18 protein-coding genes are annotated in these 18,653 nt (G+C 58.5%); 13 read left to right on the forward strand and 5 right to left on the reverse strand.

Features of this window, described 5'->3' with window-relative positions:
• Positions 1-7: 7 nt before the first annotated feature.
• Positions 8-1,063 carry an ornithine cyclodeaminase gene (locus G6L01_RS14230; RefSeq protein WP_070167062.1) on the reverse strand — a complete coding sequence of 352 codons (1,056 nt, stop codon included), beginning with the start codon at positions 1,061-1,063 and terminating at the stop codon, positions 8-10.
• Entirely contained in the window at positions 1,063-1,995 is a 933-nt protein-coding gene (rocF, locus tag G6L01_RS14235) for an arginase (RefSeq protein WP_070167063.1), read from the reverse strand. Before rocF ends, G6L01_RS14230 begins: the two co-directional genes overlap by 1 nt.
• Before the next feature lie 123 nt (positions 1,996-2,118).
• On the opposite strand from rocF, the gene G6L01_RS14240 reads away from it, so the two are divergent.
• Positions 2,119-2,565, forward strand: a complete 447-nt coding sequence (locus G6L01_RS14240; RefSeq protein ID WP_060716887.1) for an Lrp/AsnC family transcriptional regulator — start codon at positions 2,119-2,121, stop codon at positions 2,563-2,565.
• 143 nt (positions 2,566-2,708) lie between these two features.
• On the opposite strand, the gene G6L01_RS14245 is transcribed toward G6L01_RS14240, so the two are convergent.
• Both G6L01_RS14245 and G6L01_RS14250 read right to left on the reverse strand, forming a co-directional pair.
• Positions 2,709-3,140 (reverse strand): RbsD/FucU family protein, encoded by a 432-nt coding sequence (locus G6L01_RS14245; protein ID WP_070167064.1) that lies wholly within the window; start codon positions 3,138-3,140, stop codon positions 2,709-2,711.
• A complete protein-coding gene (locus G6L01_RS14250) occupies positions 3,141-4,370 on the reverse strand; it encodes an ROK family transcriptional regulator (RefSeq protein ID WP_071206039.1) in 1,230 nt (409 codons plus the stop codon). It lies immediately after the preceding gene.
• 350 nt (positions 4,371-4,720) lie between these two features.
• Here G6L01_RS14250 and G6L01_RS14255 point away from each other — a divergent pair, with 350 nt between their 5' ends.
• The 10 genes from G6L01_RS14255 to G6L01_RS14300 all read left to right on the forward strand — a co-directional run bounded on the left by G6L01_RS14255 (position 4,721) and on the right by G6L01_RS14300 (position 13,985).
• Entirely contained in the window at positions 4,721-5,746 is a 1,026-nt protein-coding gene (locus tag G6L01_RS14255) for a sugar ABC transporter substrate-binding protein (protein WP_070167066.1), read from the forward strand.
• A gap of 196 nt (positions 5,747-5,942) precedes the next feature.
• Entirely contained in the window at positions 5,943-7,025 is a 1,083-nt protein-coding gene (locus tag G6L01_RS14260; protein WP_070149098.1) for an ABC transporter permease, read from the forward strand.
• Positions 7,025-7,807 (forward strand): ATP-binding cassette domain-containing protein, encoded by a 783-nt coding sequence (locus G6L01_RS14265; protein ID WP_041698633.1) that lies wholly within the window; start codon positions 7,025-7,027, stop codon positions 7,805-7,807. Before G6L01_RS14260 ends, G6L01_RS14265 begins: the two co-directional genes overlap by 1 nt.
• Complete coding sequence (locus tag G6L01_RS14270; protein WP_070167067.1) at positions 7,804-8,439, forward strand: nucleoside triphosphate hydrolase; 636 nt, start codon at positions 7,804-7,806, stop codon at positions 8,437-8,439. Before G6L01_RS14265 ends, G6L01_RS14270 begins: the two co-directional genes overlap by 4 nt.
• Positions 8,440-8,649: 210 nt before the next feature.
• A complete protein-coding gene (locus G6L01_RS14275) occupies positions 8,650-9,477 on the forward strand; it encodes a transporter substrate-binding domain-containing protein (protein ID WP_070167068.1) in 828 nt (275 codons plus the stop codon).
• A gap of 285 nt (positions 9,478-9,762) precedes the next feature.
• Positions 9,763-10,404, forward strand: a complete 642-nt coding sequence (locus G6L01_RS14280; RefSeq protein ID WP_070167069.1) for an amino acid ABC transporter permease — start codon at positions 9,763-9,765, stop codon at positions 10,402-10,404.
• Positions 10,401-11,069 carry an amino acid ABC transporter permease gene (locus G6L01_RS14285; protein WP_070167070.1) on the forward strand — a complete coding sequence of 223 codons (669 nt, stop codon included), beginning with the start codon at positions 10,401-10,403 and terminating at the stop codon, positions 11,067-11,069. The genes G6L01_RS14280 and G6L01_RS14285 overlap by 4 nt, the downstream gene beginning before the upstream one ends.
• Positions 11,066-11,857: an amino acid ABC transporter ATP-binding protein gene (locus G6L01_RS14290; RefSeq protein ID WP_070167071.1), complete on the forward strand. Its 792-nt coding sequence runs from the start codon at positions 11,066-11,068 to the stop codon at positions 11,855-11,857. Before G6L01_RS14285 ends, G6L01_RS14290 begins: the two co-directional genes overlap by 4 nt.
• Positions 11,854-12,603, forward strand: a complete 750-nt coding sequence (gene hutC / locus G6L01_RS14295; RefSeq protein WP_070167072.1) for a histidine utilization transcriptional repressor HutC — start codon at positions 11,854-11,856, stop codon at positions 12,601-12,603. Before G6L01_RS14290 ends, hutC begins: the two co-directional genes overlap by 4 nt.
• Before the next feature lie 20 nt (positions 12,604-12,623).
• Positions 12,624-13,985 carry an LLM class flavin-dependent oxidoreductase gene (locus tag G6L01_RS14300; protein WP_070167073.1) on the forward strand — a complete coding sequence of 454 codons (1,362 nt, stop codon included), beginning with the start codon at positions 12,624-12,626 and terminating at the stop codon, positions 13,983-13,985.
• Between the two features lie 229 nt (positions 13,986-14,214).
• Here the strand turns inward: G6L01_RS14300 and G6L01_RS14305 are convergent, their stop codons facing one another.
• A complete protein-coding gene (locus G6L01_RS14305; protein WP_070167074.1) occupies positions 14,215-15,564 on the reverse strand; it encodes a formimidoylglutamate deiminase in 1,350 nt (449 codons plus the stop codon).
• 125 nt (positions 15,565-15,689) lie between these two features.
• On the opposite strand from G6L01_RS14305, the gene hutI reads away from it, so the two are divergent.
• Both hutI and hutH read left to right on the forward strand, forming a co-directional pair.
• Complete coding sequence (hutI, locus tag G6L01_RS14310) at positions 15,690-16,910, forward strand: imidazolonepropionase (RefSeq protein ID WP_070167075.1); 1,221 nt, start codon at positions 15,690-15,692, stop codon at positions 16,908-16,910.
• Between the two features lie 28 nt (positions 16,911-16,938).
• Entirely contained in the window at positions 16,939-18,474 is a 1,536-nt protein-coding gene (hutH, locus tag G6L01_RS14315) for a histidine ammonia-lyase (protein WP_070167076.1), read from the forward strand.
• Positions 18,475-18,653 lie beyond the last annotated feature (179 nt).

The raw sequence follows: 18,653 nt of genomic DNA on the forward strand, positions 1-18,653 counted from the left end.
TTGGTCATCAACTGGAGGAAGTCCCGGCCCGTAACACCATCCCATAGAGATCCCGAGGCTCATCAGGGTCGGCCAGCAGGTCCAACTCGGTGAAAAGCCCGGTCTCAGCCAACTTGCTGCGCACATAGCGCAGAGCCGAAAAATCCTCGATGGCAAAGCCGACCGAATCGAACAGGGTGATCTGGCGCGAATCGCTCCGTCCCTTGGCCGCGCCGGTCATGACCTGCCACAGTTCGGTGACGGGATGATCGGACGGCATTTGCTGGATCTCCCCCTCGATCCGGGTTTGGGGAGGATATTCGACGAAAATTTCGGCACGGTTGAGGATATCGCGGTGCAATTCAGTCTTGCCGGGGCAATCGCCGCCAACCGCGTTGATATGAACACCGGGGCCGACCATGTTATCGGTGAGAATGGTGGCGCATTGCTTGTCGGCGGTGACGGTGGTGATGATATCGGCGCCCTCGACCGCCTCCTGCGAGGAATGGCACAGCGTTATCGCCAATCCGCTTCCCCCAAGGTTGCGCAGGCATTTGTCGCTGGCACTACGATCGATATCATAAAGCCGAAGATGCGTCACGCCGCAGATCGCCTTGAAGGCCAGCGCCTGAAACTCGGCTTGCGCGCCATTGCCAATCACCGCCATGCAGCGGGCATCGGGCCGGGCCAGGTATTTGGCCGCGACAGCCGAGGTCGCCGCCGTACGCAATGCCGTTAGAATGGTCATTTCCGACAGCAGCATCGGATAGCCATTGCCGACATCCGACAACACGCCGAAGGCTGTCACCGTCTGGCGGCCTTGGCGCATGTTCTTCGGATGGCCATTGACATATTTGAAGCCATAGAGCGTGCCGTCACTGGTCGGCATCAACTCGATCACCCCGTCGCTGGAATGGGAGGCGATGCGTGGCGTCTTGTCAAACACCTCCCAGCGGCGAAAGTCCTCCTCGATCACTTCGGCAAGTTCGGTCAGGAAGGTCTCGACCCCGATCCGCAGCACCAGTTTCATCATATGATCGACGCTGACGAAGGGGACGATATTCAGATTGGCAATAGCACTCATCAAACGCTCCCGGCGTAATCGCGTGTGGGGCGGTCCATGACCTGCCGTCCCATCAGGCTTGCCGTCAGATCGGCCATCAGGATGGCGGTACGGCCCCGCTCGTCCAGGAAAGGGTTGAGTTCGACCAGATCGAGGCTGGAGACTAGGCCGCTGTCATGCAGCATTTCCATCACCAGATGCGCCTCGCGGAAGGTGGCGCCACCCGGCACCGTGGTGCCAACGGCGGGCGCAATCATCGGATCGAGAAAATCCACATCGAAACTGACATGCAGCAAGCCATTCGCGGCCCGAACCTTGTCCAGAAAAGCCCGCAGCAGCACGGCAACGCCATGCTCATCGATCATCCGCATGTCATGCACGGTGATGCCGGTCCGGCGCAAAGCCGCCCGTTCGGCTGGATCGACACTGCGGATACCGATCATTGCCACACGAGCCGGATCGACCGCTTCGACCAGATCCGGAAAATAGCCGGTAAACCCCGGTTGGCCGGTGAAATACGCGACCGGCGTACCATGCAGATTGCCGCTTTCCGTGGTCTCCAGCGTATGGAAATCGGTATGGGCATCCAGCCAGAGCACGAAAAGCGGGCGGCCTTGTTCCGCCGCCCGGCGCGCCAGTCCCGGCACCGTGCCAGCCGAAAGCGCGTGGTCACCACCCAGAAATATCGGCATACCGTCCGCACTTTCGCGGTAGGCGACCTCGGACAAAGTCTCGATCCAGGCGACGGTTTCCGGCAGGTGATGCACAGCCGGATTGGGATGATTGAGGGTCTTGAAGGCGGCAGGCGCGACATTGCCGAGATCGGTAACGCGATGGCCAAGATCTTCCAGCATCGGGCCGAGCCCGGCGATGCGCAGCGCACTCGGTCCCATTTCACAGCCCAGACGGCCCGCGCCGATCTGCAAGGGAACTCCGATCAATCTGCACTCCATGCGTCTCTCCTGTTGTTGTCACTATTCAACCATTTGAAACTGGCGATTTGAACGATATAGATTGGCAATAATGTCCATATGGCTTATCGTTATGGCAGTTTTATTGCTCAAAGTGAGAAGGCCGTGGACGATCTCGATGAAAAGCTGGTCACGCTTCTGCGCCATAACGGCCGGCGCAGCATTTCCGATCTGGCGCTGGAAACCGGCGCGTCGCGTGCGACAGTCCGGGCGCGGTTGGAACGGCTGGAGCGTGATGGTACCATTCTCGGCTATACCGTGATCCTGCGGGCCGATACGGTCGATCTCGGTGTGCGTGGCATCATGATGATCGAAATCCAGGGCCATGTCACCGACAAGGTGATCCGGGCTCTGAGCGGTTTTCCCGAGATTTCCGCCGTGCATTCGACCAATGGGCGCTGGGACCTGATCGTTGAACTGGGCGCGGCAACCCTGACGGATTTCGACAGTGTCTTGCGACGTGTGCGACTGGTTCCCGGCATTACCAATAGCGAAACCAGCCTCATTCTCTCGACGCCGCGCTCAACCCGGGCAAGGCTGTCGAAGCCGTGAGCTGAAACCGTCTCTGTAAAAAACACGAGACGAAAAAGGCCGTGCAGGACGCCCCGCACGGCCTCATCTACCTCAAAACCTCATCCAGGGCATTTCACCCTTTGCAGCCGCAGGTCCGCCAGTGCGGTTAATACAATCAGAGGTTATTGTGGGTATATCACGCCTTTCTTAAGAATGACATTGGCATAAAGGCGGGGTTCGCCAGTTTGCACAACTGTATGGGCCGCCTTGACGCGGGGATAGAAATCCGGTCCCAGCAGCGGGACGACCGGCTGTTTTGGCTCATGGGCGGCGCAGCAGGCGATGATTTCGGCATGGACCGGGTCAAGTGCATCGCGATCCTTGCCGACGGTGGAGCGGAAAATCGCTTCCGGCACGAAATCATCGATGGGCAGAACGGAGAGAATGGCATCCAGCACCGGAATAAGGCCGAGCCCATCCAGCCGCACCAACCGCTTTGCATGTTCGAGACCCGGATAATTGCCATCGACAATGGCGATTTCATCGCCATGACCCATGGCCCGCAGGGTGGCCAACAATTCGGGACTAAGGATGGGGTTGAGGCCCTTCAGCATTTACAGTAACTCCTTGAACAAAACATTCTGATCCAAAAGATAACGGGAAAACAGCGGCAGGCTGGCACCGCCAACCGACCGTGCCTGGTGGCCCACGGCGCCTTCGACGATCTCGGGCATCAATACGCCCTGGAGGTCGAGATCACGCGCTGCCTCCTGTATGGCCACGACCAGACGCTGGCGCACCCATTGCGGAAAACCGCCATCGATGACGGCGGCGGAAAAGTCGATGATCGATGCCGCCGCCACAATCGCCTGGGCCAGCGCTGCGGCGGTATCGCGGATCCAGATTTCCAGCGGCTCGCCATAGTCCACCCAGTCGCTCGGCGAATACCACAGGGACTGGCTATCCTGTCCATAGTCGCGCAGCAGGTTTTCCAATACGAAAATCGACGCGATCTTCAAAAGCTGGACGGTTTTGCCATCGCGCCTTTGCACCGGCAACGGCCCAACCGCGCCAGCTGTGCCGGTGCGCCCGGAAAACAGCGAGGAATTCAGCACGATGCCGCCGCCCACGAAGGAGCCGAGGAAAAAATAGACGAAATCCGGATAGTGCGGCCCGACCCCGAACACCAGTTCGGCAGCACAGGCGCTGGTCGCATCGTTCTGGATGAAGACCGGATAACCAATCCGGGCCGCGACATCGGCTTTCAGATCGGTATCGCGCCAGACATCCATTTCCTCTGATGGCGCTCCGGTCTCTTCCGCCCAGCTCCACAGTTCGAACGGGGCTGCGATACCCACACCGGCAATTCGGGCCCGCTCCGCGACGGAAAGCCTGCCCTCAATATCGGAAATGCCGCCGACGATGAAATCCAGCAAGAGGCCGGGCATCGGATAAGGATAGGTCCGACGCACCTCATGGCGGATCGTGCCGACGAAATCCATCAGCACCAGATTGGCGCTTCGTCTTCCGATCTTGACCCCAAACGAATAGACCGCATCCGGATTGAGCCGCATCGGCACCGAAGGCTGGCCGACGCGTCCGCGCACCGGCTCTCCGCGCACCAGCAGCTTTTCGCGCTCCAGCACCCGCATGATCACCGTCACCGTCTGGGCCGAGAGACCGCTGCGCCGGGCAATTTCCGCCTTGGACAGGCTGCCATGCCGGCGCACCAGCGACATGACCAGCCGCTCGTTATAGGCGCGCACGCCGACCTGATTGGCGCCGCCACTCGTCTCGAGGGCAGCGGGCGGCATCGCCAGACCCGCATTCATTCCCTCTGTCATCGATCATCCTCCCATCCCGCCCAACCCGGCCAGAGAGCCGCGTGCGACAAGAATTTCCAGGCCCCGAGCTCCGCCGGATCGGCATTTCGCCATCCTGGCCCGGCAACCAATTCTGCTGAGCATCCTGCTCCGTATCAACCCGGCACAGGCTCCTCCCGCCCTGCCAAGACCGCGCCAAGCATGCCACAGTGGATTAATAATTCAACTCGATTTATTTATTGACAGGGATTTGGAATAGTGTTTTCTTGAGGCAGGAAGCATGGGGGGCCAACACGGGAGAGGTGATGGACCATGCGAACCGGACGGCCCCTTGAGAGGGTGCGTTTATCTTTGTCCTTGGGAGGATCCATATGAAGACCAATTTGATCGGCGCCACGCTTGGCGCCCTGGCTCTTGGCGTTGTCTTTTCGACAGGCGCGCAGGCCGCTGACGTGTCAGCCTGCCTGATCACCAAAACCGATACCAATCCCTTCTTCGTCAAGATGAAGGAAGGCGCATCCGCCAAGGCCAAGGAACTGGGCGTTACGCTGAAGTCCTATGCCGGCAAGATCGACGGCGACAGCGAAAGCCAGGTTGCTGCGATCGAAACCTGCATTGCCGATGGCGCAAAGGGTATCCTGCTGACCGCCTCCGACACCAAGGGCATCGTGCCTGCCGTCAAGGAAGCCCGTGACGCCGGCCTTCTGGTTATTGCCCTCGACACGCCGCTCGACCCGGTCAATGCTGCGGATGCGACCTTCGCAACCGACAACCTGCTGGCTGGCAAGCTGATTGGTCAGTGGGCTGCTGCAACGCTCGGCGACAAGGCCAAGGACGCCAAGGTTGCCTTCCTTGACCTGACGCCTGCCCAGCCATCGGTTGACGTCATGCGCGACCAGGGCTTCATGATCGGCTTCGGCATCGACCCGAAGGACCCGAACAAGATCGGCGACGAAACCGATCCGCGCATCGTTGGCCACGACATCACCAACGGTAATGAAGAGGGCGGCCGTACGGCCATGGAAAACCTTCTCCAGAAAAACCCGAATATCAACGTCGTCCACACGATCAATGAGCCTGCTGCTGCCGGTGCCTACGAAGCCCTCAAGGCCGTTGGCAAGCAGAAGGACGTGCTGATCGTATCGGTTGACGGCGGCTGCCCTGGCGTGAAAAACGTCAAGGAAGGCGTGATCGGCGCAACCTCGCAGCAATATCCGCTGATGATGGCTGCACTCGGCATCGAAGCAATCAAGAAGTTCGCCGACACCGGCACCAAGCCGCAGCCTACCGCTGGCAAGGACTTCTTCGACACCGGTGTTTCGTTGGTCACCGACAAGCCGGCCAAGGGCGTTCCGTCGATTGACGTTGCCGAAGGCCTGAAGAAGTGCTGGGGCTGATCTGCTCCAAAAAAATTCGCAGTAGAAGGGCGGCTCAGGCCGCCCTTCTGGTAAGCGGTTTCTGCAACCAAGGCTATCAGCAATAGCCCTTGGTTGAATAAGTAAGTTCTACAATGCCGCAGGCGGCCGTCGGCAATTGGTGCCACGGTCCAGCCCGGCCCTCAAGCCTCAGAAGAGGTCCACGGGAGGAAAGCCGATGAGCGAGCCAAAAGCCGCCACCAAACCTCATCTTGAATACGAGAATGTGCTGTCGGGCAGTGCCACTGCGGTCGCGCAGTTCGATACCAACGACAAGACGCCATTGCAAAAGTTTCAGCACTTCCTGCATTCCAGCCCGGCTGCCGTGCCGTTGATCGTGCTGATTCTGTCACTGATCGCGTTCGGCGTCATTCTGGGTGGCAAATTCTTTTCGCCCTTTGCCCTAACGCTGATTTTGCAGCAGGTTGCCATTACTGGCATCATCGGTGCAGCCCAGACCCTGATTATCCTCACCGCTGGTATCGACCTGTCGGTGGGCGCCATCATGGTCTTGTCTTCTGTCGTCATGGGGCAATTTGCCGTTCACTATGGCGTGCCTGGCCCGCTTGCCGTGCTGTGCGGCTTTGCCGTCGGCGGCATTTGCGGCTTCATCAATGGCGTGCTGGTGGCCCGCGTCAAGCTGCCCCCCTTCATTGTCACGCTCGGCATGTGGCAGATCGTGCTGGCAGCCAATTTCCTGTATTCCGGCAACGAGACAATCCGCTCGCAAGACCTGGGCACCAATGCGCCCATCCTGCAATATTTTGGCCAAAGCTTTAAACTGGGCGGCGCCGTGCTAACCTATGGCGTGATTGCACTCGCCCTTCTGGTTGCCGTGCTCTGGTATGTCTTAAACAACACCGCCTGGGGCCGCCATCTCTATGCAGTTGGCGACGATCCCGATGCAGCGGAATTGTCTGGCGTCAATGTCAAACGCATGCTGATTTCCGTCTACACGCTTGCCGGCCTGATCTGTGCGCTGGGTGGTTGGGCGATGATTGGCCGTATCGGCTCGGTATCGCCAACGGCTGGTCAGTTTGCCAATATCGAATCCATCACCGCAGTGGTGATTGGCGGCATGTCGCTGTTTGGTGGCCGTGGTTCCATCATGGGCATGCTGTTTGGCGCGCTGATCGTCGGCGTATTCCAGCTTGGCCTGCGTATGGCCGGCACCGACCCGCAATGGACCTATATGCTGATTGGCGTGCTGATCATTGCCGCCGTTGCAATTGACCAATGGATCAGAAAGGTAGCTGGCTAATGGCACAAGAACCCATTCTCACCGCCCGTGGCCTCGTCAAGCGTTATGGCCGTGTAACCGCCCTCGACAACGCCGATTTTGATCTGTACCCGGGTGAAATTCTCGCGGTCATTGGTGACAACGGTGCTGGTAAGTCCTCGTTGATCAAGGCTATTTCCGGCGCCGTGACACCGGATGAAGGCGAGATCAAGCTCGAAGGCAAGACCATCAACTTCCGTTCGCCGATTGATGCCCGCAAGGCCGGCATTGAAACCGTGTATCAGAATCTTGCCCTGTCTCCGGCCCTCTCGATTGCCGACAACATGTTCCTGGGCCGTGAAATGCGCAAACCCGGCATCATGGGCAGCCTGTTTCGTGCTCTCGACAAGCCAGCTATGGACAAGTTTGCCCGTGAAAAGCTTTCCGAGCTTGGCCTTATGACCATCCAAAACATTAACCAGGCTGTGGAAACCCTCTCGGGTGGCCAGCGGCAGGGTGTTGCCGTGGCACGCGCTGCGGCTTTCGGTTCGAAAGTGGTTATCCTCGACGAACCGACGGCGGCGCTCGGCGTCAAGGAAAGCCGCCGTGTGCTGGAGCTGATCCAGGACGTGCGCTCGCGCGGCATGCCGATCGTGCTGATTTCGCACAATATGCCGCATGTGTTCGAAGTGGCCGATCGCATCCATATCCACCGGCTTGGCAAGCGTCTCTGCGTGATCAATCCGAAGGATTACACCATGTCGGATGCCGTTGCCTTCATGACGGGCGCGAAGGAAGCCCCAGCGGAAGCGATTGCCGCATGACGGTTTCCGTCTCCTCGCTGACAGATGATATAATCCGGCTGGCCCAAGAGGCCAGCCGTTTCATGATCGCCGTTGCCGGACCGCCAGGCGCGGGCAAGTCCACCCTGTCGGAAGCCTTGCGCGAGGCGCTGATTGCGCGCGGCGAAACCGCGGAAATCCTGCCGATGGACGGGTTTCACATGGACAATGGCATTCTGGAACAGCGCGGCCTGCTGAAGCGCAAGGGCGCACCGGAAACCTTCGACGTGCGCGGCTTTCTCGACATCGTCACGGCGGTAAAAGCTGGCGACGAGGAGGTTCTCGTACCGGTCTTTGACCGCGACCGCGAATTGGCTATTGCCTCGGCCCGGCCAATTGCACCGGACATCCGTTTCATACTGGTCGAGGGCAATTACCTGCTTCTCGATCGCGCGCCCTGGACACGCCTGCAAAGCTGCTTCGACCTGACGGTCTTCGTCGGCCCACCGCTGGACGTGCTGGAACAGCGCCTGCGGGACCGTTGGGTTCATTACGGACTGGACGAGGCCGCAATCGCCTGGAAATTGAATGGCAACGACTTGCCGAATGGCCGATTGGTGATCGAAGCGTCCCGGCCCGCTGATATCAGTGTTGATATCGTCGCCATCGCGTGAAACCGTATATTTCCTGGAAACAGGGTGGGATAAGCCTCGACTCCCACCAAAAATCTGCTTACAAAATAAGCACGCTTATTTTCAGCACAATGTCATTGACAGCTGCCCCCTTCCTCGCTCTATTTGTATAGTCAAATGGCCGAGAAACGGCTGAGGGGAATTGCACCGGTACGAGAGATCGCCGGGTAGCGGGCAACTGGAGAAATTGTGATGCAGAAAAGACTGTTGCTGAAGGCGGCGCTTGGGGCTGCCCTGTTGTTTGGCGCGAGCCTTTCGGCCCATGCCGAAGATGCGCTGGCGAAGATCAAGGCCGCAGGCACCTTGAAGGTCGGCACCGAGACCGCCTTTGCGCCCTTCGACTTTATTGATGCTGGCGACCACGTTGGCCTCAATGTCGATATGTTTGCAGAAATCGGCAAGGAACTTGGCGTGAAGATCGAGTGGATCGCGCTGCCCTGGGATGGCGTTCTGCCGGGCCTTGAAGCTGGCAAGTTCGATATTGTCGCTGGCCCCGCCACCATCACCAAGGCCCGCATGGAGCGCTATCGCTTCACTGCCCCGATTGCCGAAGCCACGGTTGCCATCCTGAAAAAGGCCGGCGACAAGACCATCACCAAGCCGGAAGATCTGGCAGGCAAGGCGGTCGGCGTCGGCAAGGCCACCGCCCAACTGGCCCAGCTTCAGGAATTTTCGGCCACCTTGCCGAAAAAGATCGAGGTGCGTGAATATGTCTCCTTCAACGATGCCTATGCCGACATGGCGGCGGGCCGCGTCGTGGCAGTTGCCAATTCACTCCCCAATATCGCCTTCGTCGCCAAGCAGCGTAACGGCGCTTTCGAAGTCGTGCTGCCGCCATTCGGCAAGAAGAGCTATTTCGGCTTTATCGGCACCAAGGATGCCGACCACGCCAGCCTGATCGACGCCGTCGATGCCGCACTCATCAAGATGAAGAGCGATGGCCGCATGGCGAAATTGCAGGAAAAGTGGTTTGGCACCAAGTTTGATACGCCTGATAGCTTGAAAGACCCGGCGTTTTGAGGTGAGCTATCCTGAGGCAATGCCTTTGGAGCAGCATATAATCTCTTGATATGCCGCCTACCCCCCTCTGCCTTGCCAGGCATCTCCCCCTCAAGGGGGGAGATCGACTCGCGGGAAGCGCCGATTTCCTCAGCCAGCATGATATTTTAACGGCTATATCGGTTTGAACTGATAATTTTCGTCTATCCAATCTCCCCCCTTGAGGGGGAGTGTCCGGCAGGACAGAGGGGGGTATCCCGCCCGCTGCCATCTATTGTGGTCCGCCATGGCGGAGACTGGGGTGCCATGTCATTCAAACTCTTCTTTCTGCTGGTTAAGGCCGCCGGATGGACGCTGGGCATCAGCGTGATTTCGATTGCCATCGGCTTTTTACTGGCCGTACTCCTGTCCGGTGCCATGCTCTCCGGCAAACGGCTCTACACAATGCCCACAGAACTGTTCATCAGCTTCTTTCGCGGCGTGCCGCTCTTGGTGCAATTGCTGCTGATTTACAATCTCCTGCCGTTTATTGGCATCAACGTGCCAAGCGTGGTGGCCGCCATCATCGGCTTGTCGCTCTGCACCGCCGCCTATCAGGCCGAAAACCTGCGGGGTGGCTTTGAAAGCGTGCCGAAAGGCTTGATCGAGGCCGCCGATATGGCTGGCTTCTCAGCACGGCAAACCTTTTTGCGCATCAAACTTCCTATTGCGCTTCGGCTCACCTTTCCCGCCTTGGTCAATGAAGCGATCATGATCCTCAAATCCTCGTCGCTGGTATCCGTCGTCGGCATAGTCGAGCTGACTCGTATGGCGCAGGATCTGGCCGCTTCCACCTATTTGCCGCTTGAACTGTTTGCCTCGGCAGCACTGATTTATCTGATTATCTGCTGGAGTGTTGCGCTTTTGAGTGGCGTGGCTGAACGCGTCCTTCCGGGAGCCGTAAAATGATTTTTGATCCCAAAGTCATTCTCGATCATCTGCCGGAAATTTTCAGCGGCACCGTCACCACCTTATGGATCTGGATTGTCGGCATGTTGCTGGGTGTGCTCGTGGGCTTTCTGGTGGCAACAGGCCGTCGCTACGGCGGAAAATTTCTGGATATTCCGCTGGGGCTGATGGTGGAAGTGCTGCGTGGCACACCGTTTCTGATCCAGATTTTTCTGGTCTATTACGGCGGCCCCTATGTTGGCCTGTCGCTGGACCCGATTCCTTGCGGATTGATTGGCCTCACCGTCTATTCCGCTGCCTATTATTCCGAGATTTTCCGGGCTGGTTACAGCTCCGTTCCCCATGGGCATGTGGAAGCGGCGGAATGCCTCGGCTTGACACGCCTTCAAACCATCCGCCGCATTCTCCTGCCGGAAATGGCGCTGATTGTGCTGCCGCCTTGCGTCAATCTCGCCATCATCCTTCTCAAGGAATCGGCGGTGTTGTCTATCATCACCGTTCCCGAACTCACCGCCACCGTCAGCGCCATAGGGTCTGCCCAATATGCCTTTCTGGAGGCGATTTTCGTGCTGGCGGTTATTTACTGGGTCATTGTGGAGGCCACCGCCTGGGCGGCCCGCAAGGCTGAATCCCGTTTGAGCAGATTGAGGTTTTCCGCGCCATGACGATTCCCGCTATTTCCGTCTCCAAGCTCGTCAAGCGCTTTGGCACCAACACCGTGTTGAATGACATCAACCTCGATATCCCCGAGGGCAAGGTCTCGTGCCTGATTGGCCCTTCCGGCTCTGGCAAGAGCACGCTGCTCCGCTGCATGGCCTTTCTGGAAGAGGCCAGCGAGGGCATGATCACCGTCAGTGGCGAGGCGCTTGGCTACTTTGAGCGGCCCGATGGCCAACGCGAACGCCTGCCCGCAGCCCAGATCCGCGCCGTGCGCTCACATATCGGCATGGTGTTTCAGCAATTCAATCTCTGGCCGCATATGACCGCGCTTGGCAATGTGTCTGAAGCATTGAAAACCGTGCATAAAATACCCAAGCGCGAGGCAGAAAACCGCGCCATGGTGCAGCTGAAAAAGGTAGGGCTGGAGAACCGCGCGGGCCATTACCCCTCCCAGCTCTCCGGCGGGCAACAACAGCGTGTGGCCATTGCCCGCGCCTTGGCCTTGCAGCCCAAAATCATGCTGTTTGATGAGCCAACCTCGGCGCTGGACCCAGAATTGACTGGCGAAGTGCTAACCGTGATGCGTGACTTGGCGGCGGAAGGCATGACCATGGTGGTGGTAAGTCACGAAATTGGCTTTGCCGCCACGGTGGGCCAGCAGATCAGCTTTCTCGATCACGGCAAACTGCTGTTTACTGGCGCGCCATCCGATGTTTTTGCCAAGCCGCGCCATCCGAGATTGGAGCAGTTCCTTGACACCTATCTGGATCGCGGCGCATCGATGCTGGCATGATGACAGACGACACCGACACACCCAGCAAATCCCTGCACCAGCGCATTCTGGATGATATTGAGAGCAATATCCTCTCAGGCCGATGGCCGCCGGGCCATAAAATCCCCTCCGAACAGGTACTAACCGAGGAATATGCCTGCTCTCGCATGACGGTGAACAAGGTGCTGACCCAGCTTGCCCGTGCAGGTCTCGTGCTGCGCAAGCGCAAGACTGGCAGCATTGTCATGCCACAGAATTCGCAAAGCGCCATTCTGGAAATTTACGACATCAAGGATGAGGTCAATTCGCTCGATAAGACCTACCATCACGGCATTCTGTCACGCGCAATCCGCGCGCCCACCAAGACCGAGTCCGAAAACTTGTCTCTTGCACCCCGCCGCAAACTGCTGGCCATCACCTGCCTGCATTATGCCAATAACAAGCCCTTTTGTCTGGAAGAGCGCATTATCAATCTCGGCGTGGTGCCGCAGGCGCTCGATGCCGATTTTGCCGATCTGGCCCCCGGTCCGTGGCTGCTGGATCATATTCCATGGAACGCCGCCGAACACCGCATTGCCGCCGAAGCCGCCAGTGATGCGGCGGCCAAAACCTTGGACATTGCTGCCAACACCCCGGTTCTGGTGGTGGAGCGCCAGACCTGGCGGCTGGATGAAACGGTAACGCAAGTGCGCCTGACCTATCCCGGTGCCAGTCACGCTGTAACAGCCCGCTTTACCCCATCCCAACGCATTATGACTCCTGCCTGATCAGAAAAGAAGAGATCGCCATGGGCCGCACCGACACGCTGAAACTTGGAACCTTCGTCTACACTTTCGGTTTCAACCCGGCTGCGTGGCGACACCCGGATGCCGATGTGAATGGGGCCAACAAGATTGATCACCTGCTGAACGTGGCGAAAATCTCGGAAGCGGCGAAATTTGACTTCATGTTCCTGGCCGATTCCCCCGCCGCCGCCATTGGCGATGCTGATGCACTGGCGCGCTCGCCCACCAAGATGAACCGGTTTGAGCCGCTGTCACTGATTTCGGCGCTGTCCGTGCTCACGGAAAAGCTCGGCTTTGTCGCCACCGCCTCCACCAGCTATTACGAGCCGTTTAACATTGCCCGCATTTTTGCCTCCATCGATCATTTGAGCGGTGGCCGCGCCTGCTGGAATGTTGTGACCTCAGACCATGACGAGACCGGCTATAATTTCGGCTTTGACGGTCTGCCACCCCATGCGGAACGTTATGAGCGCGGCTCAGAGTTCGTCGATGTTGTCTTTGGCCTGTGGGACAGTTTTGAGCCAGATGCTCTGGTGCTGGACAAGGCCAACGGGCTTTACCATGACAAAGAAAAGCTGCACACGCTGAACCACAAGGGCAAGCATTTTCAGGTGCGCGGCCCGCTCAACATTGCAGCCTCCCCACAAGGCCGCCCGGTCATTGCCCAAGCTGGTGGCTCCGAAGCGGGCATGGAACTGGCCGCCCGCACCGCCGAAATCGTCTTCAGCCTTGCCTCCAATCTGGAGCGCAACAAGGCCTTTGCCGACAATATCAAGGGCCGCATGGCCAAATATGGCCGCTCCACCAATGATTTAAAACTCATGCCCGGTCTTGTGGTGAACGTCGGAGAAACCAAGGCTGAGGCGCAAGCCAAGGTGGATTTCCTGATCGATAACCTTCACCCCGATGTCGGCCGCTGGATGCTGGGCGAGTTTCTGGAAGCCGATCTTTCTGGTGTTGCCCTTGATCAGCCTTTCCCGCTGGAGCGCCTGCCCGCAGAGCCAAAAGGCTCAAAAGCCATGTTTGAATGGTTGCGCGATTTCATCATGGAAGGCCATACCGTTGGCGAGCTGATCCGCTTCTATGCCGAGAAAAGCACCGGCAATGGCATCACCGGCACCCCCACCGAGATCGCCGATTTTATGGAAGAATGGTTCCAGGCCGGAGCCGCCGATGGCTTTATTCTGATGCTGCCAACCCTGCCCGCCAGCTTGAATGATTTTGTCCGGCTGGTGCTGCCGGAATTGCGCAGGCGTGGATTGTTCCGGGAAGAGTATGAGGGCAGCACGTTGCGGGAGAATTTGGGGCTGTCGATGCCGGTCAATCGGTATGTGGCAGCACGGGATGGTCGGGACATCAAATAAACAACCTGAGCAAGGTCACCCCCTCATCCCCCCGCCGGGACCTTCTCCCCGCTGGGGAGAAGAAAGCTGATCATTGACTTTGAATTCATACGAAATCGGCATCCACATAGACGATCTTTGGCGTCATGCAATGACATCTGCTCCACGACCTCTTCTCCCCATCGGGGAGAAGGTGGCGGCAGCCGGATGAGGGGGTGCGAAGCCAAATTGTTGGACGACAAGATCAATCTCAAAACGCCGCCATCAAATCCCGCATGACGCTCGCAAACCGCACTGCAATCCACTCCCGTGCCTTATGCCGCCCAGCTTCCACCTGCTTGGTGCCAGCCACCCAGACGCAATCCACCGAAGCGCCATTGGCAAAGAGAAAACTGTCCAAAATCTGATCTCCGCTCAAACCGAGATCATGGTGCGGGTTGAGGCTGACAACATCGGCAGGCTTCCCCACCTCCAGCCCACTGTCCGCCATCAACGCAGCAGCACCACCACTCACAGCACCGTCAAACAGATACCGCCCCGTTGAACCACCCGGAACAGCCATCACATTACGGGCGCGATGAGCCAGGCGTTGCGAATATTCCAGCTGGCGCAACTCATCAGCAATGCCAATCAGGATGTTGGAATCAGAGCCGACACCAAAACGCCCGCCCTGCCCCAAGAACACGTCAGCATTGAATGTGCCATCGCCCAGATTCGCCTCGGTGATCGGGCAAAGACCGGCAATGGCACTGCTCTTGGCCATCCGCACTGTTTCATCATCCGTCATATGGGTAGCATGGATCAGGCACCAGCGAGTGGTGAGATCGGCATTGTCCAGCAGCCATTGCACCGGGCGCTGACCAGACCACGCCACGCAATCCTCCACTTCCTTGACCTGCTCGGCCACATGGATATGGATTGGCCCATCGAAAGAAAGCTGTTGCAGCGCTGATAATTCCTCCGGCGTCACGGCCCGCAGGCTGTGAGGCGCAATACCAGTGACGCTACCGGGCAGATTTGATGCCGCTTTTTTCGCCCCCTCCAAAAGCTTCGCAAAACCATCGAGATCATTGATAAACCGTCGCTGGCCCTCATTGGGGGCCAGACCACCAAAGCCGGAATGGGCATAAAACACCGGCAGCAGCGTGAGGCCAATTCCGGTCTCGCTGCTTGCGGCAACTATGCGTTCTGCCATCTCGGCACGGTTGGCAAAAGGGCTGCCATCACGGTCATGGTGGAGATAGTGAAACTCGCCCACCCGGCCAAAGCCAGCTTCCAGCATTTCCACATAAAGCTGGGCGGCAATGGCCTGCATCTGCTCCGGATTCATGGTCAGCGCAAAGCGATACATCACCGTGCGCCAGCTCCAAAAACTATCATTGTCTGGCCCGCGCAATTCCGCCAAACCCGCCATACCGCGCTGAAAGGCGTGGCTGTGCAAATTGGCCATTGTGGGCAGCAAGATCTCGTGGCGCTCATCGCCAGCTTGCGCCTCAACACCCTGCTCAATGCCGGAAATGGAGTGGCTTTTCAGCGTCAGCCGCACATCCTTGGCCCAGCCATCCGGAAGCAGCGCCTGTTTTGCGTGGAGTGTCGTCATAGCTTTCCCCTCTCATTTTCTGGCTTGCGCCTTTTCTGTCTTGCGCATGGGCTCATTAAGTATATACATAATAGGAAAATCGGTGAGGCGCAATGCAGCCTGAACCGCAATAACAAGGGATCAGCATGACAGATCGGGATCGCATTTTCACCAATGCGCGGTTGGCAACGCTCAATCCGCAACTTTCAGGCCTCGGCATTATCGAAGATGCCGCGCTGATGGTGCGTGATGGCAAGATTGTCTACGCTGGCCCAATGGCGGAACTGCCGATTAGCCTGCTGAATGCTGCCGATGTTGCCGATTGCGAGGGCCGCTGGATCACCCCCGGTCTGGTGGATTGCCATACCCATCTGGTGCATGCAGGCAACCGCGCCCATGAATTTGAAATGCGGTTGGCGGGTGCAAGTTATGAGGAAATTGCCCGGGCGGGTGGCGGCATTGTCTCATCCGTATCCAAGGTACGGGCGGCGAGTGAGGCGGATTTGTTGCGCGAAACGCTGCCGCGTCTGGATGCGCTTCTGGCCGAGGGTGTCACCACCGTTGAGGTCAAATCCGGCTATGGGCTGACGGTGGAAGATGAGCTGAAAATGCTGCGGGCCGCAAAAAAGCTCAGCGATACGCGCCCCGTTTCCATCACCACCACCTATCTCGGTGCTCATGCCACACCCGCAGAATACAAGGGCCGCAATGGTGATTTTATCCGCGAGGTTGTGCTGCCCGGGCTGAAAGCTGCCCATGCAGAGCAGCTTGTTGATGCGGTGGATGGGTTTTGCGAGGGGATTGCCTTTTCACCCGAAGAGATGCGCGTGGTTTTTGATGCAGCCCAAGCTCTGGGCCTGCCGGTGAAACTGCATGCCGATCAGCTGTCCAATCTATCCGGTGCGGCCCTTGCCGCCGAATATGGTGCACTCTCAGCTGATCATCTGGAATATACCGATGCGGCGGGCGCGAAAGCCATGGCAGAGGCTGGCACCGTGGCGGTGCTGCTGCCGGGTGCCTTTTACTTTATCCGTGAGACAAAAAAGCCGCCTGTTGATCTCTTCCGCCAGCACGGCACCAAAATGGCGCTGGCCACCGATAACAACCCCGGCACATCGCCGCTGACCTCGCTGCTGCTGACCATGAATATGGGGGCCACCCTGTTTGGCATGACGGTGGAGGAGTGCATAGCCGGAGTGACCCGCGAGGCCGCCCGCGCGCTGGGTCGGCTTGATCAGATTGGCACGCTGGAGGCCGGAAAATCGGCTGATCTTGCCATTTGGGATATTTCTGAACTGTCTGAGCTTGTCTACCGCATGGGCTTTAACCCGCTGCACCAGCGGGTGTGGCGCGGCCAAGACACATAGCAAAGACGCATAACAACAAGGGGCCACAATGACCATTACCCTTCACCCCGGCTCTGTGCCGCTGGCCGATCTGGCGAAAATCTATTGGCATGGTGAGCCAGCCGTGCTGGATCGCAGCTTTGATGCGGGCATTGAGCGCGCAGCCGCCCGCATTGCTGCCATTGCTGCGGGTAATGAGCCTGTTTACGGCGTCAACACCGGCTTTGGCAAATTGGCCTCCATCAAGATTGATGCGGCGGATACGGCCACGCTTCAGCGCAATCTCATCTTCTCCCATTGCTGCGGCGTCGGTGCGCCACTGGCTGAGAATATTGTGCGGCTGATCTTGTCGCTGAAGCTGATTTCGCTGGGCCGTGGAGCCTCCGGCGTGCGGCTGGAGCTTGTACGTTTGATTGAAGCCATGCTGGAAAAAGGCGTGATTCCGCTGATCCCGGAAAAAGGCTCTGTCGGTGCCTCCGGCGATCTGGCCCCGCTGGCGCATATGGCTGCGGTGATGATGGGCGAGGCAGAAGCCTTCTATCAGGGCGAAAAACTGCCGGGCAAACTTGCGCTGGAACGCGCTGGCCTTACCCCGGTTATTTTGGCAGCCAAAGAAGGGCTGGCGCTGATCAATGGCACGCAGGCCTCCACCGCTTTGGCCTTGGCAGGCCTTTTCCGCGCCCATCGTGCAGCACAAGCAGCATTGATTACCGGGGCGATGTCTACCGATGCGGCCATGGGTTCATCGGCACCGTTTACGGCCGATATTCACACCCTGCGTGGCCACAAGGGCCAGATTGATACGGCTGCCAGCTTGCGCGCCTTGCTGGAAGGTTCCGTCATCCGCCAAAGCCATCTGGATGGTGACGAGCGCGTCCAAGACCCCTATTGCATCCGCTGCCAGCCGCAGGTGGATGGAGCCTGCCTTGATTTGCTGCGGATGACGGCCCGCACGTTGGAAATCGAGGCCAATGCAGTGACGGATAATCCGCTGGTGCTCTCAGATGATACTGTAGTGTCTGGCGGGAATTTCCATGCCGAGCCAGTGGCTTTTGCTGCCGACCAGATTGCCATTGCCGTGTGTGAAATCGGGGCCATTGCCCAGCGGCGTATTGCGCTGTTGGTGGACCCGACCCTGTCTTACGGCTTGCCTGCGTTTTTGGCCAAAAAGCCGGGCCTCAATTCCGGCCTGATGATTGCCGAAGTCACCTCTGCCGCGCTGATGAGCGAAAACAAGCAGATGGCCCATCCGGCATCAGTCGATTCAACACCGACGTCTGCCAATCAGGAAGACCATGTTTCCATGGCCTGCCACGGTGCGCGGCGCCTGTTGCAAATGACCGAAAACCTGTTTGCCATCATTGGCATTGAGGCTCTCACCGCCGCCCAAGGCGTGGAGTTTAGAGCACCCCTGACCACCAGCCCCGAGTTGCAAAAGGCTATTGATACCTTGCGGGCCGTTGTACCGACGCTGGAGGAAGATCGGTTTATGGCACCGGACTTGGCGGCAGCCAGTGCGCTGGTGGCCGATGGGGCTTTGGTGGGCAGTGTATCGGCTGGGATCTTGCCGGGGGTGGAGGGGTGAGCGGAATGGGCGTTTTTATGTGGGGTCTACCCCCCTCTGGTCTGCCGACCATCTCCCCCTCAAGGGGGGAGATCAGCACGAGGCAACGCCCAGTTCAATTCTTTATCCAAACACTTTTCAACGAGTCGATCTCCCCCCTTGAGGGGGAGATGTCCGGCAGGACAGAGGGGGGTTACCCC

Origin of the sequence: Agrobacterium vitis (assembly GCF_013337045.2) — a bacterium.
GTDB classification, from domain to species: Bacteria; Pseudomonadota; Alphaproteobacteria; order Rhizobiales; family Rhizobiaceae; genus Allorhizobium; species Allorhizobium vitis_B.